Source organism: Sphaerospermopsis aphanizomenoides BCCUSP55 (assembly GCF_001586785.1).
Classification (GTDB): domain Bacteria; phylum Cyanobacteriota; class Cyanobacteriia; order Cyanobacteriales; family Nostocaceae; genus Sphaerospermopsis_A; species Sphaerospermopsis_A aphanizomenoides_A.
Map to the genome: position 1 here is coordinate 1 of NZ_LUFH02000087.1, position 21,798 is coordinate 21,798.

Annotated in this window: 17 protein-coding genes; 7 read left to right on the forward strand and 10 right to left on the reverse strand. The window is 38.1% G+C overall.

What is annotated here, in order from left to right:
• Positions 1-53: 53 nt before the first annotated feature.
• The 4 genes from A0J48_RS19750 to A0J48_RS19765 all read right to left on the reverse strand — a co-directional run bounded on the left by A0J48_RS19750 (position 54) and on the right by A0J48_RS19765 (position 6,522).
• Positions 54-1,862, reverse strand: coding sequence for a two-component system response regulator (locus A0J48_RS19750; protein ID WP_200326085.1), 1,809 nt, complete (start codon positions 1,860-1,862; stop codon positions 54-56).
• A 235-nt stretch (positions 1,863-2,097) separates the two neighbouring features.
• A complete protein-coding gene (locus A0J48_RS19755) occupies positions 2,098-3,978 on the reverse strand; it encodes an ABC transporter ATP-binding protein (protein ID WP_200326087.1) in 1,881 nt (626 codons plus the stop codon).
• Between the two features lie 494 nt (positions 3,979-4,472).
• Positions 4,473-5,825 (reverse strand): glutathione-disulfide reductase, encoded by a 1,353-nt coding sequence (gor, locus tag A0J48_RS19760; protein WP_200326089.1) that lies wholly within the window; start codon positions 5,823-5,825, stop codon positions 4,473-4,475.
• Positions 5,826-5,988: 163 nt separating this feature from the next.
• Positions 5,989-6,522, reverse strand: a complete 534-nt coding sequence (locus A0J48_RS19765; RefSeq protein ID WP_200326091.1) for a peroxiredoxin — start codon at positions 6,520-6,522, stop codon at positions 5,989-5,991.
• A gap of 292 nt (positions 6,523-6,814) precedes the next feature.
• Here A0J48_RS19765 and A0J48_RS19770 point away from each other — a divergent pair, with 292 nt between their 5' ends.
• Positions 6,815-7,267, forward strand: coding sequence for a Fur family transcriptional regulator (locus tag A0J48_RS19770; protein WP_200326093.1), 453 nt, complete (start codon positions 6,815-6,817; stop codon positions 7,265-7,267).
• A 134-nt stretch (positions 7,268-7,401) separates the two neighbouring features.
• Positions 7,402-7,629 carry a hypothetical protein gene (locus A0J48_RS19775; RefSeq protein WP_200326095.1) on the forward strand — a complete coding sequence of 76 codons (228 nt, stop codon included), beginning with the start codon at positions 7,402-7,404 and terminating at the stop codon, positions 7,627-7,629.
• Positions 7,630-7,787: 158 nt separating this feature from the next.
• On the opposite strand, the gene A0J48_RS19780 is transcribed toward A0J48_RS19775, so the two are convergent.
• Positions 7,788-10,049, reverse strand: a complete 2,262-nt coding sequence (locus tag A0J48_RS19780; protein WP_200326097.1) for a RelA/SpoT family protein — start codon at positions 10,047-10,049, stop codon at positions 7,788-7,790.
• A gap of 294 nt (positions 10,050-10,343) precedes the next feature.
• On the opposite strand from A0J48_RS19780, the gene patD reads away from it, so the two are divergent.
• On the forward strand, positions 10,344-10,700 hold the full coding sequence (gene patD, locus A0J48_RS19785) for a heterocyst frequency control protein PatD (RefSeq protein WP_200326099.1): 357 nt from the start codon (positions 10,344-10,346) through the stop codon (positions 10,698-10,700).
• Between the two features lie 77 nt (positions 10,701-10,777).
• Here the strand turns inward: patD and A0J48_RS19790 are convergent, their stop codons facing one another.
• Both A0J48_RS19790 and A0J48_RS19795 read right to left on the reverse strand, forming a co-directional pair.
• Positions 10,778-10,945 (reverse strand): hypothetical protein, encoded by a 168-nt coding sequence (locus A0J48_RS19790; RefSeq protein WP_200326101.1) that lies wholly within the window; start codon positions 10,943-10,945, stop codon positions 10,778-10,780.
• A gap of 161 nt (positions 10,946-11,106) precedes the next feature.
• Positions 11,107-12,366, reverse strand: a complete 1,260-nt coding sequence (locus A0J48_RS19795; RefSeq protein ID WP_200326104.1) for an FG-GAP repeat domain-containing protein — start codon at positions 12,364-12,366, stop codon at positions 11,107-11,109.
• A gap of 652 nt (positions 12,367-13,018) precedes the next feature.
• On the opposite strand from A0J48_RS19795, the gene A0J48_RS19800 reads away from it, so the two are divergent.
• Entirely contained in the window at positions 13,019-14,326 is a 1,308-nt protein-coding gene (locus A0J48_RS19800) for an aminopeptidase P N-terminal domain-containing protein (protein WP_200326106.1), read from the forward strand.
• A 379-nt stretch (positions 14,327-14,705) separates the two neighbouring features.
• On the opposite strand, the gene A0J48_RS19805 is transcribed toward A0J48_RS19800, so the two are convergent.
• Entirely contained in the window at positions 14,706-15,026 is a 321-nt protein-coding gene (locus tag A0J48_RS19805) for a TRADD-N-associated membrane domain-containing protein (protein WP_200326108.1), read from the reverse strand.
• Between the two features lie 216 nt (positions 15,027-15,242).
• Here A0J48_RS19805 and A0J48_RS19810 point away from each other — a divergent pair, with 216 nt between their 5' ends.
• The 3 genes from A0J48_RS19810 to A0J48_RS19820 are packed head-to-tail and all read left to right on the forward strand — an operon-like array spanning position 15,243 to position 19,967.
• On the forward strand, positions 15,243-16,628 hold the full coding sequence (locus A0J48_RS19810; protein ID WP_200326110.1) for a P-loop domain-containing protein: 1,386 nt from the start codon (positions 15,243-15,245) through the stop codon (positions 16,626-16,628).
• Entirely contained in the window at positions 16,625-18,892 is a 2,268-nt protein-coding gene (locus A0J48_RS19815; RefSeq protein ID WP_200326112.1) for a WD40 repeat domain-containing protein, read from the forward strand. Before A0J48_RS19810 ends, A0J48_RS19815 begins: the two co-directional genes overlap by 4 nt.
• On the forward strand, positions 18,885-19,967 hold the full coding sequence (locus A0J48_RS19820) for an ATP-binding protein (protein ID WP_200326114.1): 1,083 nt from the start codon (positions 18,885-18,887) through the stop codon (positions 19,965-19,967). Before A0J48_RS19815 ends, A0J48_RS19820 begins: the two co-directional genes overlap by 8 nt.
• Before the next feature lie 34 nt (positions 19,968-20,001).
• On the opposite strand, the gene A0J48_RS19825 is transcribed toward A0J48_RS19820, so the two are convergent.
• Positions 20,002-20,589, reverse strand: a complete 588-nt coding sequence (locus A0J48_RS19825) for a hypothetical protein (RefSeq protein WP_200326116.1) — start codon at positions 20,587-20,589, stop codon at positions 20,002-20,004.
• 219 nt (positions 20,590-20,808) lie between these two features.
• Positions 20,809-21,615 (reverse strand): Rpn family recombination-promoting nuclease/putative transposase, encoded by an 807-nt coding sequence (locus A0J48_RS19830; RefSeq protein WP_200326118.1) that lies wholly within the window; start codon positions 21,613-21,615, stop codon positions 20,809-20,811.
• Positions 21,616-21,798: the final 183 nt, after the last annotated feature.

Genomic DNA, 21,798 nt, shown 5'->3' on the forward strand with positions numbered 1-21,798 from the left:
TATGTTGAAAAAATCATTCGAGAATTTGGAAAGGAATATAAAATTAATTTTGCTTAGGTACTTAATAAATAACCTTGCCCAAATTCACAACCTAACTCTTTTAATTTTTCTAATTGTGTTGGGGTTTCAATACCTTCAGCTACGACCTCCATTCCCAAACACTTGGCAAAGGAAATCATAGTCTTGACAATTTCTATCCCTTCCATACCAGAATCTAGACGCTCAATAAAAGCACGGTCAATCTTCATTGTACTGACGGTAAATCTATGTAATTGACTAAAGGAAGAGTATCCAGTCCCAAAATCATCTATGCAAAGTCTAATACCTAAAGCATTAATTTTTGCTAAAACTTGAGTAGCACTACTAAACTCTTGCAGCAAAGAACTTTCTGTTACTTCTAATTTAATCATCCTTGGTGATATTAGACTTTTATTAACAAGATATTCTATTTTTCCTCCTAATTCTAGTTCTTGAATTTGCACAGAAGATAAATTTATATTCACTATAATAGAATTACCGAGTGAAAAATTTTTTTGCCACTGACTAATTTGTTGGCAAGCTAATTGTAATGATAATAAATCTAAATTTTGAATTATACCAATTTCTTCTGCCAGGGTAATAAATTTTGCTGGTAATAGTAATCCTTGTGTCGGATGTATCCAACGAATTAAGGCTTCAAAACCAACTAATTTTTGAGAAGTTAAACAAAATATGGGTTGATAGTGCAGGCAAAATTCATCTTTTTCTATGCTGTGATGTAGGTCACTTTCTAACTGAATACGTTCCAAGGTACGAGCTTGCATTTCTGGAGTAAATAAGACATAACAGCCTTTTCCACAACGTTTAGCTTCATACATTGCAGCATCTGCATCTCTAAGAATATCAGTAGGTTTATGATAATTGAGAGTAGATGGTAAAATACCAATACTGACACCAATATAAACTTGGTATCCATCTATTTGGAAGGGTATATGCAATCTTTTCAGCATACATTTAGCAATTGCTTCTATAGATTCCATACCATTATTCTTTGGCAAGAGAATTAAAAATTCATCTCCTCCTAAACGGACTATTTCTCCCTGTCCTTTTAGGCATTGATGTAGCCTATCTGTAACTGTATTCAGTAATTTGTCACCAATACTATGCCCAAGACGATCATTGACATTTTTAAAATTATCTAAATCAAGAAATAAAATTGCATAATCTTTTTGTGGCTCATGCTGTGCAAACATAACTGATAAATGTTGCATTAACCAAGCACGATTAAATACTTCTGTTACCGAATCATGAAAGGCTGTATAGATGAGTTTTTCTTCTCGCTCCTGAAGTTCATTTAATGCTAAAGTTAATTCCTGAGTCCGATCAATTACTCTTTTTTCTAAGTCATGATTGAGTTTTTTTAACTCTGCTTCTGCTAGTTGACGAGCTACAATTTCTTGAGCAAGTTGTTGATTTTTTTCTTGTAGAGAACGAGTTAAATGACTTAACTTTAAATGCAACTTGATCCGACTTAAAACTTCTTTCTGATGAAAGGGTTTTGTAATATAATCCACTGCTCCTAAATTCAATCCTGTAACTTTATGTTCTGTGTCATTCAAAGCAGTCATAAAGATGATAGGAATTTCTTTAAATTTTGAATTAACTTTCAAGAGACGACAAACCTCAAAGCCATCAATGATAGGCATCATTACATCCAATAGAATTAAATGTGGAGTAATGTACTCTATTTTATTTAAAGCATCTTGACCATTTTTAGCCACCAAAACTCTAAATCCAGATTCGCTTAAGAAGGTAAACAGAACTCTTAAATTATCTGGATTATCATCCACAATCAAAATTAGGTCTGCTGAATCTGGTTGCATAATTTTTTAGGGAAGTTTGCTGTCATATCAAAGTAAGTATTCAGCGTAAGTATTCAGCCGTAAGCTATCAGCCTTGAAGGCTGAAATACAAAGAATGAGAACAAAAGAGGAGCGTGTAACTTTGCTAAAATTAATGCTTCTAAATCTTTGCTCTTGATGTTATTAGCTGTGAAGCCCTGCGGGCATAGCTGGCTGATAGCTAAATGCTGAATGCTTACATATCAAACCCAATTTGCTAAGTTCCCAACATTTGCAGATTATGCAAAGTGGCATAAAGTCCACCTTGTTCTAGAAGTTGTTCATGACTTCCCTGTTCAATTAATTCTCCCCGTTTTAAGACAAAAATCCGATCTACATTGCGAATTGTTGACAAGCGATGAGCAATAATAATTGCAGTTCGTTTGATTAAAAGCTGATTTAAAGCCTGTTGAATTAACGCTTCTGTTCCCACATCTAAACTAGCAGTAGCTTCATCTAAAACTAAAATTTGGGGATTACGAATAGCAGCACGAGCAAAGGCTAAAAGTTGCTTTTGTCCACTAGAAATATTTGTTCCTCTTTCTCGTAACTGGGTATCATATCCTTGAGGTAATTGATGAATAAAATCAGCTACATTAGTTTTTTCTGCTGCTTGTTGAATTTCTGCAAAAGTGTAGCTATCTCCTAATGTAATGTTGCTTTTAACATCTCCAGCAAACAAGAAGGCTTCTTGTAAAATGACTGCCATATAACGCCTTAATTCTGCTTGTGGTATCTCTCGGATATCTACACCATCAATCAAAATGCGTCCTTGAGTTGGTTCATAAAGACGACATAAAAGCCGGATGATAGAACTTTTGCCCGCACCTGTAGGCCCGACTAAAGCAATTTTTTCCCCAGGATGGATAGTAAAGTCTAAATTTTTAATTACATGATCATCATCTTTGTAAGCAAACCAAACGTTTTCAAATCGGATTTCTCCCAATTCCGATGTAGCCGGAAAATTTTGTGTTTCTAAATCTCTAATTATCTCATCTATATAACCAAATTGGGTATCTAATATTGAGAATCGGGGATTGATTTGGTCTTTGATTTCTATGGGTTCATTTAAAATATCGTTGACTCTTTCGATGGCAGTAAACCCTGCTTGAATAACAGTGAATTTCTCAGCAAAATTTCGCAGCGGATCAAATAATTGCTGGGCATATAAAATAAATGACGATAAAATCCCAAACGTGATATTTTGCCCTAATAGCAACCAACCACCAACCCACAACACCCCAGCAATGGCAATCAGACTAATCCATTCTAAGGTTGCAGAGACGGCGGAATCATACCAAATAGTAGTATCAACTTCCTTGACATATTGGCTATTCGTAGCTCGAAATAATTCGGCATTGAATCTTTCTCGACGAAATAACTGTACTACGTTAATGCCAACAATATTTTCTTGTAACTGAGAGTTTAGCCTTGATAGTTCTTCTCTGGCTTTGTAATTAGCACGGCGATACTGTTGCTGAAAATAAATAATTAACGAGGTGATTGGGAATAGAATTAATAACAGTAAGCAGGCCAGTTGCCACTGGATAGAAAGCATCAAACCAATAATCACCAACATAGAAAATAAATCGGAAACAATACCAATTGCCCCGGTAGCAAAGACATCTCCTAAACTTTCGACATCGTTGATGAGTCTGGTAATCAGTTTACCTACGGGTGTGCGGTCAAAAAAACGCACTGCTAAAGATGTCACATGGTGAAATAAATCTTCACGAATGGCTGCGGTAATTTTTTGCCCTAATTTTTGGACGATATAACCCTGTAAGCCTGTTAGTGAAAGTCTGACAATAATGGTAGCTAGGAATAATCCTTGGAGGATGCTTAACCCTTCCCATAGGGAGCGATTTTTGAGAAATTCGTAGGTACTTGGTTCTTGACGAATTAGAGATATAGCCTGTCCAATTAATAACGGTTGGATGGAGTTAGCAATGGCAATGGGTACGAGTAACAACATTGATAGCGCCAGTAACCGCCCATGACGACGGGCATAGGGTACTAGACGCAAAAATAACCGCCAGTCATTCTCATTCTGTCGGTATCTATTCTGGGATTTTTTCTGGTGTGGATAGACGACCATGTGATCAGTTACCAGTTACCGGGTTAGTAGCGAAAAATTACCTTTATTTAAGGTATTATACGGTATGCTGACTGTAAATTAGCAAATTTATAATAACTGTTGATCACTAATTACTGTTTGATACATACTTCTGTTTTTTCTAGCTTTTCTACTTAACATTATCTATTCTGATACAGACGCAATAGGAAAAATTCTGTTTCAATCCTCAAAACAACGATATTTAACCGTAAGCAGTAAAAAATTTGAACTGATAACTGATAACTAAATAAGTAGGCGTTAAAAATTGTCGTTATGACAAAGGAACTGTTAACAGGGAACGGGGAACACAGAAGAGGTTTTGGGATGTTTTACTGTTCATGACATATTTCGGTTTTTTCTGTTCACCTACTTACCTGAGCAAAATTAATTGCATATTTTTGGAACAAATAAAAATCCCTCTAGTGCTGATCTGTTCCCTCTCCTAAATGTACAATTTATTCTGCACGCGTACTTCATTACCGCATGGTGACGAACTCTTCAGCCGAACTAGGATGGATACCTACGGTAGCATCAAAATTAGCTTTGGTTGCACCCATTTTAATGGCGATCGCAATTCCTTGAATAATTTCCGCTGCATTTGTTCCTACCATCTGCGCCCCTAGTACCTGATCACTATTCTGGTCAACCACCAGTTTCATCATGGTTTTTTCTTCTTTACCGGCTAAGGTGTAATACATAGGACGGAAGCGACTGCGATAAATTTTCACGGCATCACCATATTTTTCTCTGGCTTCAGCTTCAGTCAAACCCACAGTAGCTGCTTCTGGTGTAGTAAAAATTGCAGTGGGAACATTTTCATAACTCATGGTGCGAGACTTACCACCAAATACCGTATCAGCAAAGGCGCGACCTTCATTTATCGCTACAGGAGTGAGGTTAATATTGTTGGTACAATCTCCCACCGCATAGATATTCTCCTCATCTGTGCGACTATATTTATCAACAACAACTGCTCCCTGATGAAGCTTAACTTGGGTATTTTCTAAACCTAAGTTTTGTGTATTCGGTTTGCGTCCTAGGGCAGCTAAACTGACAACATCAACAACAACTGTATCTTCCCCGTCACCATCTTTGCGAACTGTTACTTTGATTTTTTCTGCTTCTTTTTCAATGGCAATCAGTTGGACTTGATTGAGAATTTTAATCCCGTGGTTAGTCATTCCTTGCTGAATTTCTGTTCGCAAGTCATCATCAAACCCGCGTAAAATCATATCACCGCGAGTTATCTGAGTAACTTCTGTTCCCAGTCCATTCATAATGGAAGCAAATTCTGAACCGATATAACCTCCACCTAAAATTACCATGCGTTCTGGTTGTTTTTTGAGATGGAAAATATCATCAGAGGTCATGGCGTGTTCAATGCCTAAAATCTTGGGTTTAATAGGATGACCACCAACGGCAATTAGTATCTTATCCGCTGTGACTTGGCGATCACCGACTAAAATTGTATGGGCATCAACAAATTTTCCATATCCTGGCAATATCTCAACTTTGGAATTATCCAACATTCGTTGATAAATTCCATTCAAACGAATTACTTCATTGTTGACTGCCGTGATCATTTTTTCCCAATCCAGAGAACTTTTGACAGCACTCCAGCCATATCCTTGGGCATCAGAAAATAACTCAGGAAAATGAGAAGCATAAACCATGAGTTTTTTAGGGACGCAGCCACGATTAACGCAAGTTCCCCCCAGGCGATCAAACTCAGCAATTCCTACCTTAGCTCCATATTCCGCAGCACGTCTAGCAGTAGCAATTCCACCAGAACCAGCACCAATTACAAATAAGTCAAAATCGTAGGTCATATCAATTTTAGATTTTGGATTTTGGATTTTAGATTTGGGATTTTGTGTAATCTCAATTACTTATAGTATTAATCGGGATCAGGATGAAGGAGTTGGGAAGACAAGGAGACAATTAATTATTTATTCAATTATTCCCTGTTCCCCATTGCCTATTGCCTATTCCCTATTTCACACTTTTCAGATAATTTAACATGGTGTCTGCATCTGATACTTCAAAGGGATCAGTGGGGCAGTTGTCATCGAAACCTGGCTCAATAAACATCTTTTCAATTGTGCGGTCATTGACTACCATTGAGTAGCGCCAAGAACGCATTCCAAAGCCCAGGTTAGATTTTTCAACTAACATCCCCATTTTACGAGTAAACTCGCCATTGCCATCGGGGAGCAAGAAGACGTTTTGAGCGCCTTGTTGTTTACCCCATTGAAACATCACAAAGGCATCATTTACAGATATACAAATTACTGCATCAACTCCCAAGGTTTTAAATTCTTGGTAGAGTTCTTCATAACGAGGTAGGTGTGAAGTGGAACAGGTAGGTGTAAAAGCTCCAGGTAATGAAAATACAACTACACGCTTGCCAGCAAACAATTCTTCAGTGGTGCGGTCTTGCCAACGGAAGGGGTTTTGTCCACCGATGGATTCGTCACGGACACGGGTTTTAAAGACAACATTGGGAACGGTTTCGATCACAGCCATATTGACCTCTTAATTTTTGAATCTGTGAAATTACAGCACTTTTCGGTGTAATGAGGTACGCTATTAGCGGGCAAGATGCCAACCCCACAAGATTTTCATGATTATGTTTTGTACCTCATCGCAATGGAATCTGCTGTATGTTTGCTTTGCGTTGACACATCTCAGAATAATTCTGATTTAGGAAATATTCAATAGTTATAAATACTCATTTTACTAAATAAAGTAAATAAATTATTAATTCCTGAATGTGGTAGACTATAATCAGAGTAAAAAACTCTAGAAACACGACATCATGCAAGAACAAGCAAACGCAATTATTCAAACCTTAAAATCTAAGGGTTTAAGAGTGACTCCTCAGCGATTTGCGGTCTATGCAAATTTGTTATCACGCACAGATCACCCAACCGTTGAGCAAATCCTGACCGATTTAAATAAAGATTTTCCTGTCTCTTCTCAGGCAACGATTTACAGTTCTCTGCAAGCCCTCAGAGAAGTGGGACTGGTAAGAGAAGTCTTATTAGAAGAAGGGGTTTCTCGCTATGATGCGAATGTTCAACCCCATCATCATTTCTGCTGTCATCAATGTGGTGCAATTGAAGATATAGCCTGGGAGACTTTTCGCAGTATAGAAATGGGAAGTCTACGTCCTGGCTTACGTGGGCAAACATATCAGGTGACAGTTCAAGGTTTGTGCGATGCCTGCGGTGAGAGTAGCGTTAGATCAGGGAGTGTCAAAAATTTGTGATTTGTGTCACTAATTTACTGCCTTTACTGTCACCTAAACAGTTGATATTTTTCACAATCAATATATTGAGTCAATCACTCCCTGGATATAGATTTCGAGGGATATTAAGATGATGAAGTTCAAGGACAATCCCCATGCGCTATATCCAAATTCTTCCCGGTGCAGTTTCAGAAATCATCGCTACTTCTGCTGATAGCGGAGTTTTGACTTTAGCAGATCGCTATGGACTCATGGCAGCTATTTTAGATGAGTTTATAGATGAGGAAGAAGAAGAAGCACTCAACAGATTATTACGTCGCGTTATTAGAGGTCGGATTCAGGTGATAGACCAAATCTCTAGCGATTGTTATACTTCTAAATAATAACGCAGCAGTCAGCGGTTAGCAGTAACAGCCTTGTAATAGTTATGTAAATTGATTATTGATCAATTATTTATAAATTTAGGGCGCAGGGCTTTTAACAAATAAAGCAGAGCAGCATTTTGCCCCTACACCCTAGACTCTCAACCCTAGACGTGATTCTAGACCTGGGACTCTTCAGCTTGACCAACGCGACGAATATTGAGAATATCGCTCATTTTTTTAATCTGTACAAACAAGTGTTCTAATTGAGTGCGATCGCGGATATCAATTCCCAAATCCATGAGTGCAGGTTGTCCTAAAGCAGTTTTGACGTTAGCGTGACGCACATTTATACCTTGGTCACTCAACCGGGATAAAATATCCTTTAATATTCCCACTCGATCAAGAGTTTCAATTTGAATATCTACCGGGTAAGTATGAGGACGACCGCTATGTTCTATGGCTGTGTTCCATTTGACTGGAACTAGACGCTCACACTCTACATGGTCTACATTATGACATCCTTGGCGATGAATAGATATACCTCTTCCTCTTGTCACCACACCAATAATCGCTTCACCAGGAATCGGTGTACAACATCCAGCCAGATGATAAACCAATCCTTCGACACCGATAATAGGTGAATCACTAGCACGGGAAGTAGTTGGTGCAGTTTTTGATGTAGAATCCTTTGGTATAAATGGGATGACATCAGCCACAGGTTGTTGTGCTTTCACCACTTCTCGCCAGCGATTTAGCACCAAATTTAAAGTAATTTCTCCATAACCTAAACCTGCTAATAAATCTTCCACACTGTGATAATTGCACTTTTCAGCCACAGTATGCATTGCGTCTGATTTTAGCAAGTGATCAAAACCTGTTTTACCGAGTTCTTTTTCTAATAATTCTCGTCCCCGTCCCACATTTTCTTCCCGGCGTGATCGCTTGTACCATTGTTTAATGCGATATTTCGCGGCAGAAGTCCTGACAAAATTTAACCAGTCCAAACTGGGATGGCTATTCTTTTGAGTAATAACATCAACAATATCACCATTTTGTAGTCGCGTTGATAACGGCACTATGCGCCCATTTACCCGCGCCCCTGCACAATGATTCCCCACTTCTGTATGAATTCGATAAGCAAAATCTATACTCGTAGATCCGGGACTTAGAGGTACGACATCCCCCTTTGGGGTGAAGACATAAACATCATCTTCAAATAAATTGTCTTTAACACTATCTAAGTATTCTTGAGCATCTTTTAAATCACTTTGCCAATCCAATAGTTGCCGCAACCAAGTAAATTTTTCATCTGTTCCCGTTAATTGACTCGTAGAACCGCCGGTTTCTTTATACTTCCAATGGGCAGCAATGCCGTACTCAGCAACATGATGCATTTCCATTGTCCGAATTTGCACTTCCAAAGGGCGACCAGTCAAACCAATTACCCCAGTATGCAAGGATTGGTAACGGTTGGGTTTTGGCAAGCCGATGTAATCTTTAAATCTGCCAGGAATGGGACGAAAGGCATCATGAACCACAGCCAAAGCCCGATAGCATTCTTCATTCGTTTGGACAATGATTCGCAGTGCCGCCAAATCGTAAATTTCATTAAATTCTTTTTGTTGTCGCTGCATTTTTTGATAAATGCTATAAAGATGTTTAGGGCGACCGCTGACATCCAAACATTGAATACCTGCCTGTTGCATTCTCTCCCGCAGCACTTCCGTAGCTTTAGCCAACTTTTCTTCCCGTGCTGTCCGTTTTTCGGAAACGTGCTGCTGCATTTCCCGGTAAGCATCAGGGTCCAAATATTTAAATGCCAAATCTTCCAATTCCCATTTAATTCGCCAAATACCCAAACGATTAGCTAAAGGCGCAAAGATATCTCGTGTTTCCTGGGCGCTACGGCGACGACTAGCTTCTGACATATACTGCAAGGTTCGCATATTATGCAAACGGTCTGCCAATTTCACCACAATTACCCGAATATCCTGCGCCATTGCCAAAAACATTCGCCGGAAATTTTCCGCTTGGCTTTCAGTTTTGCTGGTGAAATTAATTTTAGACAGCTTGGTGACACCTTCTACCAACTGGCGCACTTCTGCCCCAAAATGTTCTTCTATTTCTTCAATTGTAACTTCTGTATCTTCAACTACATCATGAAGAAATCCAGCTGCTATCATAGCAGCACTGCCTCCCAAATCCCGCAGCAAGCCGGCAACAGCTACTGGATGGGCAATGTAAGCTTCTCCAGATTTGCGATACTGACCCTGATGCAATTGATAGGCAAATTCAAAGGCACGAGCAATCAAAATCAGATCGTTATGCGTTCGGTCATGGGACGCGGCATTGCCAGTTGTTGATACTTCTCGTAAACATTTCTTGAGCCATTCCGGAAGGCTAATATCGACTGAGTAATTAACAAGTAGGCTGCTCATACAAGGTGATAGGTTTGTGGTGGATAAGTGAAATATAGACAAAAATCACAGCATCGCCCAAATGAAGATGCTGTTGCCCTGAAGATGGGAAAAAATAGTGTGAGGATGATTGTGCTAATTACATAAGATAATCATCCATTTTGAGTGCAAAGACGATACATAAGACGAAATTTCCATTACTGGCAAACAAAGCCCCAAAGCATGATTTGAGGCTTTTAGTGAGAATGGTGTTTGAAAAAGGTTTATTCTAGAAGGAAATTTTCTTGACATTAATACTATCTTAACTAGCACTGGATGTCTTTGGATCTTGATAAATATCAGGAATTTGCAACATTACTAGAGCAATTGCGCTCTGATGTTACCAAAACGCAATTAGATGCTCCTATTCTACGGCAGCGTCTGAGTAAGTTACAACAATGGTTTGTACAGGAAATTGTACCTATATGTGATCTGGACTGGCGAGAACAATCTTATCAAACGGAAATGAGTAAACAACTGCGGTTGTTGGAAATAGATGTCATGTTTTTCCAAGGTGCAAGGCAGTCGGCAACGGCACAAGCAAGACTGAAAGCAATTGGCGATCGCTTGACCACTTTACTACAATATTGCTCGGCGATTCTGCAACCAGAAATACGAAACCCTGAAAAATAGCAGTAAGGGGGAAGAATAGGGTGTAGGGGTGTAAGGGTGTAGGGTGTAGGGGAAAAGGGTTTTATTTCTGTCACCTGTCACCTGTCACCTGCCTTCTGCCTCTTGGTTTCTAAACAGAAGCGATCGCCCTTCGTTATCTCAAAAGAGCGATCGCACAATGTAGATAGTTCTTCTCGGTCTTGTTGACATACTCCCCGCCCTACAAGTGCGGGGATTCTGGGTTCAAACAACAGTTGCAGTTTCATACCGTCTTACACTATCTCGCCCAACAGACAATGCCCTGTCTGCTTCCACCATTCTATCAGAAAGCCGTCTCCAGACGGGGCTTTAGACCCAGTTTTTTGGTAAAGTGATAATAGTTTTTTGCCAATTATCAATTATCAATTATCAATTACCAATTACCATTTTAAGCGGTATACCATTCTGGAGTCAGCTTATCTACATCAGCTACAAGAGTCTCTGTTGCTAGAGTTCCATCCATAGTCCAGATTTTATCAGCACTTGCTTGTTGATCTCTCCAGTACACATCTGTCTTACCATCACCATTAAAATCACCAAGAGATGCTGTCAAACCAGGGCTATTGCTGGGTAGGAAAGCTTCAGAACTGATTGTTGTGCCATCCATCAACCAAGCTGTGTTTTCACCAGTTGTTGCATTGTGCCAGAAAATATCTGTTTTGCCATCACTGTTGAAGTCACCAATGTTAGCAGTCCAATCTGCACCCAATGAATTAACAGTACCTTCGGTAACAAAGATGCCATTCATTGTCCAAATTTTGTTTTCACCGCTGGAGGTGTTGCGCCACAAAATATCAGTTTTGTAGTCGCCGTTGAAATCACCAAGGGTAGCAGCCCAGGTAACATCCTGTGATTCTAAATCATACTTAGTGGCTTCACTACCATCCATGAACCAAGCGATATTCTCGCCGTTGGTGGTATTGCGCCAGAAAATGTCACTCTTGCCATTACCGTCGAAATCAACAATAGTTGCAGTTAAGGCTACATCTGTGGTTTCCAGGACAGTGGCACTAGTTACTGTTGTTCCGTCCATCTGCCAAATGGCGTTTTGACCTGTTTGATTATTGTGCCAGAAAATATCGGTTTTGCGATCGCCATTAAAATCGCCAATATTTGCACTCCAACCTGGATCAACTCTGTCTAAAGCTACGTAACTAGCAACTTTTGTGCCGTCCATTAACACAACGACATTTTCACCTGTTTGTTCGTTGCGTAATAAGAAGTCAGTCTTATTATCACTGTTGAAATCAGCAGTTTTGTAGCTCCATGTACTTAAGTCATAAGTACCTAAAGAAGCCTGTTCAACAATTTGAGTACCGTTCATCAGACGAACTAAAATTTCACCTGTTTGAACATTTACCCACATTTTATCGGTTTTACCATCACCGTTAAAATCAGGAACTATCGCTGCACTAGTTAAATAGGGATTAGGATTGGGATTGACACTTCCTACTGGGGGCAAAGTTGGGAAAGAATCAATGGGCATATCTGGGAATAATGGTTCATTTTCCAACACTCCAGCAGAACTTTTATTGGCAAGTGAAGTATTAAGAGATGTTGTCAAATCTGCTGATTTTTGTATGGATTCTAAACCAGCATTTGCTAGGCTTTCTAAATATAATCCTGACTGAGTGGTTGCTTTAAACATGGCGTGTTTTTATGAGTAATTAATATAAAGTTTTAATTGATTGAAAATAAAGATTCTGTAAATAGCAAACATTTTATTAAATATTTCGGGTAAGTGTAAGGATCTTCAGTTATTAAATTCATGTGTTTTCTATCTAGGTTTTGGATCAAGTAAAAGTCATATATGAGCAATTTTAAAATCTTGATTTTTTATTTATAAGTGTCAAGATTTAAACATAAAATCTAATTTTCATGACATCTTTAGTTGCCAGTCCAATTGAAGTACCTTATGCAAGGTGTGAGGTGATTAGGTTGAAAATTTTGTAATCTATGTTTTAGTTTGATGATAAATGAATGTTATTTTACAACTGGCAAATCCGCTGTATATGAATTTTCAACCATTTTGAAAAGTTACACTGTTTATTTTACAAATGATTATTTCCTCACAACTGTTTTCGTTGAATGCTAATATTTATAGAGTTTTGCGGGCATAGATGCGCTTACCGTGTAGCGTGCTGTGAGATATTAGCTAAATGGTGAATGCTTACGTAAGTCTTACTTTTTGATTTCTGTCACCACTGTAAGTGAATTAAAAATTAGCTAAAATAGCTGAAGCTGGTAATTACAATTACCAATGTCAAAAACTACACTACATTTTCAAAAGTAAATCAGCTATGCAGTCAGAATATCGGCAACGTCGTGAACAATTAATGAGTAAAATCGGTAATGGTACAGCGATTTTCAGAAGCGCACCAACCGCAGTGATGCACAACGATGTCGAGTACAATTATCGTCAAGACAGCGATTTCTTTTACTTAACTGGGTTTAATGAACCGCAAGCAGTAGCAGTTTTAGCACCTCATCATGCAGAACATCGGTTTATTTTGTTTGTCCAACCCAAGGATAGAGAAAAGGAAGTTTGGAGTGGTTATCGTTGTGGAGTAGATGCTGCAAAAGAGTTGTATGGTGCTGATGAAGCTTATCCCATTGCAGAGTTAGATGAGAAGTTACCGCAGTATTTGGAAAAAGCAGAACGAATATATTATCATTTTGGACGCGATCGCAATTTTAACGATACCATTCTCAAACATTATCAATCATTACTTCGTACCTATCCTAAACGGGGAACAGGCCCAGTTGCTATTGAAGATTCTAGTCTCATTCTCAGTAGCATGAGATTGATTAAAAATAAAACTGAACTAGACTTAATGCGTCGTGCGGTTGAAATTGCTGTAGAAGCACATAACCACGCATTACAAATTACCACACCAGGACGTTATGAATATGAAATTCAAGCAGAAATAGAACATATTTTCCGTCTGCGGGGTGGAATGGGGCCAGCTTATCCTTCTATTGTTGCTGCGGGAAGAAATGCTTGCGTTCTGCACTACATAGAAAATAATTGTCAGATGCAAGAAAACGAATTGTTATTAATTGATGCTGGTTGTGCTTACGGTTATTACAATTCAGATATTACCAGAACATTTCCCGTAGGTGGAAAATTTACAGGAGAACAAAAAGCGTTATATGAAATAGTATTGGAAGCACAAAAACAAGCGATAGCAGAAGTAAAACCCGGAAATGCTTTTGATGCACCTCATAAAAAAGCAGTGCGTATTCTCACAGAAGGTTTAGTAGAATTAGGTTTACTGAAAGGGGAAATTGACAAATTAATAGAAGAGGAAAAATATAAACCATTTTATATGCACCGCACCAGTCATTGGTTAGGGTTAGATGTGCATGATGTGGGAATTTATCAACATGGAGAAAACCCGCAGCTTTTACAACCAGGACAGGTTTTAACAATAGAACCGGGACTTTATATTGTACCTGATACCCAACCCGCAGAAGATCAACCAGCGATCGATCCGCGTTGGGCGGGAATTGGGATTAGAATTGAGGATGATGTGTTAGTCACCGCAGAGGGAAATGAGGTTTTAACTGCGGGAGTTCCGAAAGAAATTGAGGATGTAGAGAGATGATATAGATCCATCCCCGACTTCTGATAGGAATTTGCAAATTTATGGACAAGATAAAAAAGAAGTTGGGGATCTGATTTTTGTCTTTTATAGTTTACTTTAGTAAACTTTGGTTATTAGCCCGGAAATTCATTTCTGGGCGGGTGTGAAAGCTAAAAGATCAATTCTCATTAAATAAAATACTTTTTTTTGCTGAGTTAAATTAACCTAAAACCGATAAACCGCCTGGGAATGAATTCCCAGTCTAATAGCAAAAGTCATCTAAAGATGACTAAAGAACAGAAAAAAGAACATAAAATTGTAAAATTAGGTAGGGGTTTAGCATTGCTAAAACCCTACAAATCAATCATTTTACAATTGGTATAGCAACTAACAAACCAAACTAATAACGTGATTTACCATTGTTGATAATTTCAAAACGTTCTAACACTTTTTCCAATTCACGCTTGCTATCACTCGCCGACTTGAAACCTACCATGCTAGAAATCACACCGATACCGATGTTAAGGTGGCTTTGTTCAATTTTGCCAGTGTAAAACAAAATAATACTCGCAAAGGTCAGAATAGCTGATGTTGTACCAATAGCTGTTTTTACGTTATATCCTAGCTGACTTTGCCGAATTAACTCATTAACAATTTGGTTATGTTGTTCTTTGGTTATTTGGCAGTTTTGAGGTTGCAGTTTATTAAATAAGTTAAACATAATTGTTAGCTCCTTCTTTTTTTGATCATGGTCATATCCTAATAGTTAGAAAAATAAAACGTCGAGAGCAGATAAATTATTTTTTATGCCCCATATTTCAGGGCAGATGGGGCAATATAATTTCACTAAACTGCCCTATACAATAAAATTGAAGTTTGCTATATTTAGTGAATCTCAAATTTATTAAAAAAAGTCAATTATTGGGGAGTTTTATATATGAGTAAGGCTCGGAATACTGTAAAAGCTAGTGATGATGGAATCAAAAAACTAGACAAAGTATATAAAGATTTAAAATTTAGAAGTTGGGAGGAAGTTGCAGAAAAAGCGGAAGTTGATATAACAACTATTAAACGTCTGCGAGGAGTAAAAGATGCTAAAAATGGTGAAAGGGCAAGTGTTGAAAGATCCGCAGTAGAAAAAATAGCTCAACTTTTAAATCTTCAACCCTCAGATATTGTTGATAATTGGTATCCTGTCATGATTCCCACAGAATTTAAAAACGTAATTGATGATAAAAAAGAAGGATTCTGCGGTCGCAAATTTGTCTTTGATGCTATTACCGAATTTATCCAAAATCACCCAAGCGGGTATTTTACCATTCTTGGTGATGCGGGAATGGGTAAAAGTGCGATTGCTGCAAAATCTATTGTAGATAATCCCGGAACAATTTGCTTTTTTAATATTCGTGCAGAAGGTAGAAACCGCCCAGATGTATTTCTTAAATCAACTCGTCAGCAATTAGTAAATAGGTTTAAATTACAAAATGCAGAAAATGATGATTTATCTACTTTATTAATTAAAGCTATTGAAAAATTATCTAATTATGAAAAATTAGTCATTGTCATTGATGCTTTAGATGAAGTCGATCAGGATGATAATGGCAATTTATTAAATTTACCGATGTCTTTAGCAGACAAGGTTTACATTATCCTCACCAGAAGACCTTATAATTTAGATGATAAAAGATTAACTCTTTCCCCAAATACTAAGTATACAGAATTGGATTTAAGGCAATATCAAGAAAACAGTAAGGATGATGTTGAAGAATATATTTGGTATTTTCTTGGTTTAGACAAATACAAAGCAGGTTTAGAAAATTGGATCAAGCAACAAAATAACCTCAGTAAACCGCAATTTGTGAAAACTATAGCTGCTAAAAGTGAAAATAATTTCATGTATTTACGCTATGTGTTAGAAGCTATTGCAGAGGGATTTTATCAAGATGAAAAAATAGAAGAATTACCCGCAGGTTTACAGGGATATTATGAGAGTCATTGGCGAATTATGGGAATGACTAAGAAACCTTTACCCAAGGAGAAAATTAAAATCATTTATGTAATGTGTGCTTTAAAAAGTGCTGTATCCCGTGAGATGATTGTGAAATATTCCCAGGAAAATAACCTCACAGTCCAGGAAGTTCTGAAAGGTTGGACACAGTTTTTACAGGAACGAAAAACCTATCAACCGCCCCGTTATCGCTTTTATCATGAAAGTTTCCGCGATTTTTTACAACGTCAGGATATTGTGGAAGCTGCGGGGGTGAGTTTACCAGAAATCAGCGCGGAAATTGCTAATAATATGGGTGAGGGATTAATACTATGAGTAACTTTCGCACTTGGTTTAATGAACAGTCAGAGGAAGCAAAAGAACAGTTTTTAGGTGAATATCCTCGATTATTATTAGCGAGCAAAGAACATACAAAGCTGTGTCAATTATTATCCAACTACTATTTTATCGAAGCGAAAATCAATCATTCTTTATTTGGAGTGCAAGCACTGATTGAAGATTATGATTTACTCCAAAATGAAACCCTATTAACCGAATTTCCAGAAGATGGAAAAATATCATTATTAAAGAAAATTCAAGGTGCTTTGCGACTCTCAGCACATATTATCAATCGAGATAGTCAACAATTACCAGCACAACTAACAGGGAGATTACTACATTTTCACACACCAGAAATTAACAACCTCCTGCAACAAATACCCACAGATCAAGGTTTGCGTTGTTTAACCCCTAGTCTCACCCCTCCCGGTAGTACCCTGATTCGTACCCTCGCAGGTCATAGTTCCTCGGTATGTGCGCTCGCACTGACACCCGATGGCAAAACCTTGATTTCTGGTTCTTGGGACAACACAATCAAAATCTGGGATTTGGTCACAGGAACAGAACAGTTCACCCTTCAAGGTCATAGTGACTCGGTAAATGCGATCGCAGTGACACCGGATGGAAAAACCGTGATTTCTGGTTCACGTGATAACACAATCAAAATCTGGGATTTGGTCACAGGAACAGAACAGTTCACCCTTCAAGGTCATAGTGAGTCGGTAAATGCGATCGCAGTCACACCCGATGGAAAAACCGTGATTTCTGGTTCTGATGACAACACTATCAAAATCTGGAATTTGGTCACAGGAACAGAACAGTTCACCCTCAAAGGTCATAGTGACTCGGTTTATGCAATTGCAGTGACACCTGATGGAAAAACCGTGATTTCTGGTAAGCAAACTATCAAGATATGGGATTTGGGAACAGGTGAAGAAAAGTTCACCCTTAAAGGTCATAGTCACTCGGTTTATGCAATTGCAGTGACACCCGATGGCAAAACCGTGATTTCTGGTTTTTATGACAAGACTATCAAAATCTGGGATTTGGAAACAGGTGAAGAAAAGTTCACCCTTCAAGGTCATAGTAGGTCGGCAAATGTGATCGCACTCACACCTGATGGAAAAACTGTGATTTCTGGTGACAACACTATCAAAATCTGGGATTTGGTCACAGGTGAAGAAAAGTTCACCCTTCAAGGTCATAGTTGGTCGGTAAAGGCGATCGCAGTCACACCCGATGGAAAAACCGTGATTTCTGGTTCTAATGACAAGACTATCAAAATCTGGGATTTGGTCACAGGTGAAGAAAAGTTCACCCTTCAAGGTCATAGTTGGTTGGTAAATGTGATCGCAGTCACACCCGATGGAAAAACCGTGATTTCTGGTTTTTATGACAACACAATCAAGATATGGGATTTGGAAACAGGTGAAGAAAAGTTCACCCTTCAAGGTCATAGTAGCTGGGTAAATGCGTTGGCGCAGGCTATCGAAGAAGATATCCCTGACTGGGTAAATGCGTTGGCGCAGATCAAAGATATCGCAGTCACACCCGATGGAAAAACCGTGATTTCTGGTTCACGTGACAAGACTATCAAAATCTGGGATTTGGAAACAGGTGAAGAAAAGTTCACCCTTCAAGGTCATAGTGAGTCGGTAAATGCGATCGCAGTCACACCCGATGGAAAAACTGTGATTTCTGGTTCACGTGACGAGACTATCAAAATCTGGGATTTGGTCACAGGTGAAGAAAAGTTCACCCTTCAAGGTCATAGTGAGTCGGTAAATGCAATTGCAGTCACACCCGATGGAAAAACCGTGATTTCTGGTTCACTTGACAACACTATCAAAATCTGGGATTTGGTCACAGGTGAAGAAAAGTTCACCCTTCAAGGTCATAGTTGGTTGGTAAATGCGATCGCAGTCACACCCGATGGAAAAACCGTGATTTCTGGTTCTGGTGACAAGACTATCAAAATCTGGGATTTGGAAACAGGTGAAGAAAAGTTCACCCTTCAAGGTCATAGTAGCTGGGTAAATGCGATCGCAGTCACACCCGATGGAAAAACCGTGATTTCTGGTTCACTTGACAACACTATCAAAATCTGGGATTTAGCAACCAGAAAGGAAATAGCAACTTTCACCGGAGACAGTTCTATATTATGCTGTGCAGTTGCTCCCGATGGGGTGACAATAGTTGCAGGGGATGATTCAGGAAGATTACATTTTCTGCGTCTGCAAGGAAAGGTTACAGATGAATAGTTTATCTTTCTCTGCTTCAGCAAAGAGTGAAAATTTTGTTGGTCGTGATTTTATCTTCACTGCTATTAATAATTTTCTCCACCGTTACCCCAAGGGTTATTTTACTATTGTCGGTGTTCCCGGTAGCGGTAAAAGTGCCATTCTCGCCCAATTGGTACTGCAAAATCCTGATATTATTTATTATCATGCCCAAATTCCTGGTAAAAATCGGGTTGAGGAATTTTTAAAAGATATTTGCACACGGTTAGATAGTTTATTTAGCACCCCTCCCCAACCCTCCCCGCAAGGGAGGAGGGAGATAGATTTTGTCAATGCAAATGAGGGTAGTTGGTTATTTTCTAATTTATTGCAACAAGTCAGTGAGAATTTACCATCAGATGCAAAGTTAATTATTATTATTGATGGTTTGGATGCTATTAATTTAGAACATCAAGCTTTAGGAACTAATTTATTTTATTTACCACGATATTTACCGGAGAAAGTTTATTTTATTTTTGCACGTCGTCCTTATAAAAAGTCGCATAGTGGTTTGTTAATTGAAGCACCTTCCCAGGTTTTAGATTTATCAGATTTTCAGAGGGAAAATAGGGAGGATGTACAGGAATTTATTCGGAGGAAACGTTCGCGTAGCGTGCGCGTAGCGCATACCGCAGAGACGCAGAGTTCGCAGAGAAATATAATTAATTTAATTCATGAAAATGAAGATAATTTTATGTATGTGCAGCAGGTTTTAACTGCTTTTGCGGATGGTTTTTACGATCAACCTGAGAATATTAATAGCATTCCCCCAGATTTAGAAAGCTATTATCAACAACATTGGCAAAAAATGCAAGGTGATGGTTTATCTGATGTTGCTGTTAATGTGTTGCGGGTTTTGACTGCTGGGGAAATGCAAACAATGTCAGCTTTAGCTATTAGTCAAGAAGTTAATGTTGATGTTTTTGATGTGATGGAAGTTATAGAACAGTGGTTAGAATTTCTGCAAGAAACCCGCACGGGTAAGGAAATCAAATATCAATTATATCATCACAGTTTTCGGTTGTGGTTGAGGGAACTTTTAAAAGGTATTGTTTAAGTCAGGGAATAATTAAACTCCTGACTCCTGCTATTTAACTACATCCCTCTATATATGCTACTTCTGGTAATTTACCCGATCTATATCTGATTACACGCTGACCATCAGTTTCAAAAATAACTCTATAATTTTGGTCAGCTTTATCTTTGGGTATTAAAGTTAAATAGTGACCTTTTTGAATATATTGATGAGGTGTAACTTCTATTCCGGGATAAAGTGATTTAATTCTTGCTTCTGTATCACCAATTTTTGCACCGGAAATTGTAGTCACTTTTGGGTTATCTATATCTACCCTAGCAATAACATCACTGGTAATATATTTCTGACGACTTTTAGCTTCATCTTTTGTCACCATGAATGATATACCTTTAATGTCTCCTTCTCCTTCTAAATAGTAACAGCTATCACTGGGAGAAGCGGAAACATATAAACGAGCATTAGCAGCACCAGCAGCTTCAGGAAGATTCATTCCTGCTTTTACAGGGCCTATACCATTAATAGTTACTTTGGCTTGACTGGTTAATTTTGTTTGTTGTGTTTGTGCAGTAACCATTCCCACTGCGAAAACAGAAACAGTGCAGGTGATAGCAGTAATAGATAGTATTTTGATTTTCTTATTCATAGTATGTTGAGAAAGTTTCTATATTTAGATACAACTTAAAATATCTATTTTCGGATTTTTTTGTTTGTCACGAATACTTATTGTACAAATCTAATACTGCTTGGGTTTTCATATTAAAATGAGAAAGGAAAAAGGGTAAGAATAAAATCTTTACCCTTTGACCCAAATCAACTGACAATTTCTAAGTTTCTCTCAGCAATAATAAATATTGAAGTTACTTTAATTAGAATTCTGATTTTCTATCTCCTTTTGCAAAGTTTGAACTTGCTCAAGAGATAATTCAGTAACTTCAGAAATTTGTGCTAAACTCATACCGATTCGCAACAGATTTAAAGCTAGTTTTTTGGTTGTTTCCGCTATACCTTCAGCTTTACCTTCAGCTATACCTTCAGCTTTACCTTCTTCCAAAATTTCTTGATATATCACAGATTCTCGCATAATTTCACTCCTGAAAATCTTCCTTATAACATCTTTTTCTAACACAAGACCCGCTAAAACTGCACTAGCCGCAGCAATATTACTTTGTATTCTTCTATCTGTAATTGCCGCTACTGCTTCTCCAACTTGGCTTAATACCGTTTGCGGATTTTTGGTTTGACTTAAAACTGCAAAGGGTAATAACCCGGGAAGTGTCAGAAACTGTTCTGTTGGTTGTTCCCACAGTTTAATTATATCAAATTGATGGTAAGTATTGGTGAGTTTAAAACTATTTTGATTTACTAAGTCAGAACTAGTTTTTCGCAAGTAAACTACTACTTGACGCATTTCCTTGTTAGGAAACCGACGATACACCCTCACGCGATAATCTAACATTCTAAAGGGAATATCTTCAATTGGATCAGTTTGAAATTCTGTATGTAGAACTAATTCATCTGATTGTAATAATATCAATGAATCGGCTCTAATTGGTTCGTTAGACAGTTCTGTAGGACTCAATTCTGTTAATTTTATCGGTGAACCTAGTAACCATCTGGCTAAGTCATCTTTGTGATTTTCGGCTAGGAATTTGCAAATGTTGTCATACATAAATTCAGAAATTGATATATTTTTAATGTGTTCTTGAGAGTCAGAGTCTGTAAATTAATATTCCAGTTTAAGAAAGGAAACTAGTATTTACTCGTAAACTAACCCGTTCTTATTTTTATTCATCCGCGTTCATCCGCGTTTATCTGCGTTTAATTCTACAAATCGTGATTTAAAGTACAAAAA

What these genes read in the sequence shown, in the direction of transcription:
- A0J48_RS19750 (WP_200326085.1), bottom strand. Translation starts at nt 1,862, where the DNA reads ATGCAACCAGATTCAGCAGACCTAATTTTGATTGTGGATGATAATCCA.
- A0J48_RS19755 (WP_200326087.1), bottom strand. Translation starts at nt 3,978, where the DNA reads ATGGTCGTCTATCCACACCAGAAAAAATCCCAGAATAGATACCGACAG.
- gor (WP_200326089.1), bottom strand. Translation starts at nt 5,825, where the DNA reads ATGACCTACGATTTTGACTTATTTGTAATTGGTGCTGGTTCTGGTGGA.
- A0J48_RS19765 (WP_200326091.1), bottom strand. Translation starts at nt 6,522, where the DNA reads ATGGCTGTGATCGAAACCGTTCCCAATGTTGTCTTTAAAACCCGTGTC.
- A0J48_RS19770 (WP_200326093.1), top strand. Translation starts at nt 6,815, where the DNA reads ATGCAAGAACAAGCAAACGCAATTATTCAAACCTTAAAATCTAAGGGT.
- A0J48_RS19775 (WP_200326095.1), top strand. Translation starts at nt 7,402, where the DNA reads ATGCGCTATATCCAAATTCTTCCCGGTGCAGTTTCAGAAATCATCGCT.
- A0J48_RS19780 (WP_200326097.1), bottom strand. Translation starts at nt 10,049, where the DNA reads ATGAGCAGCCTACTTGTTAATTACTCAGTCGATATTAGCCTTCCGGAA.
- patD (WP_200326099.1), top strand. Translation starts at nt 10,344, where the DNA reads ATGTCTTTGGATCTTGATAAATATCAGGAATTTGCAACATTACTAGAG.
- A0J48_RS19790 (WP_200326101.1), bottom strand. Translation starts at nt 10,945, where the DNA reads ATGAAACTGCAACTGTTGTTTGAACCCAGAATCCCCGCACTTGTAGGG.
- A0J48_RS19795 (WP_200326104.1), bottom strand. Translation starts at nt 12,366, where the DNA reads ATGTTTAAAGCAACCACTCAGTCAGGATTATATTTAGAAAGCCTAGCA.
- A0J48_RS19800 (WP_200326106.1), top strand. Translation starts at nt 13,019, where the DNA reads ATGCAGTCAGAATATCGGCAACGTCGTGAACAATTAATGAGTAAAATC.
- A0J48_RS19805 (WP_200326108.1), bottom strand. Translation starts at nt 15,026, where the DNA reads ATGTTTAACTTATTTAATAAACTGCAACCTCAAAACTGCCAAATAACC.
- A0J48_RS19810 (WP_200326110.1), top strand. Translation starts at nt 15,243, where the DNA reads ATGAGTAAGGCTCGGAATACTGTAAAAGCTAGTGATGATGGAATCAAA.
- A0J48_RS19815 (WP_200326112.1), top strand. Translation starts at nt 16,625, where the DNA reads ATGAGTAACTTTCGCACTTGGTTTAATGAACAGTCAGAGGAAGCAAAA.
- A0J48_RS19820 (WP_200326114.1), top strand. Translation starts at nt 18,885, where the DNA reads ATGAATAGTTTATCTTTCTCTGCTTCAGCAAAGAGTGAAAATTTTGTT.
- A0J48_RS19825 (WP_200326116.1), bottom strand. Translation starts at nt 20,589, where the DNA reads ATGAATAAGAAAATCAAAATACTATCTATTACTGCTATCACCTGCACT.
- A0J48_RS19830 (WP_200326118.1), bottom strand. Translation starts at nt 21,615, where the DNA reads ATGTATGACAACATTTGCAAATTCCTAGCCGAAAATCACAAAGATGAC.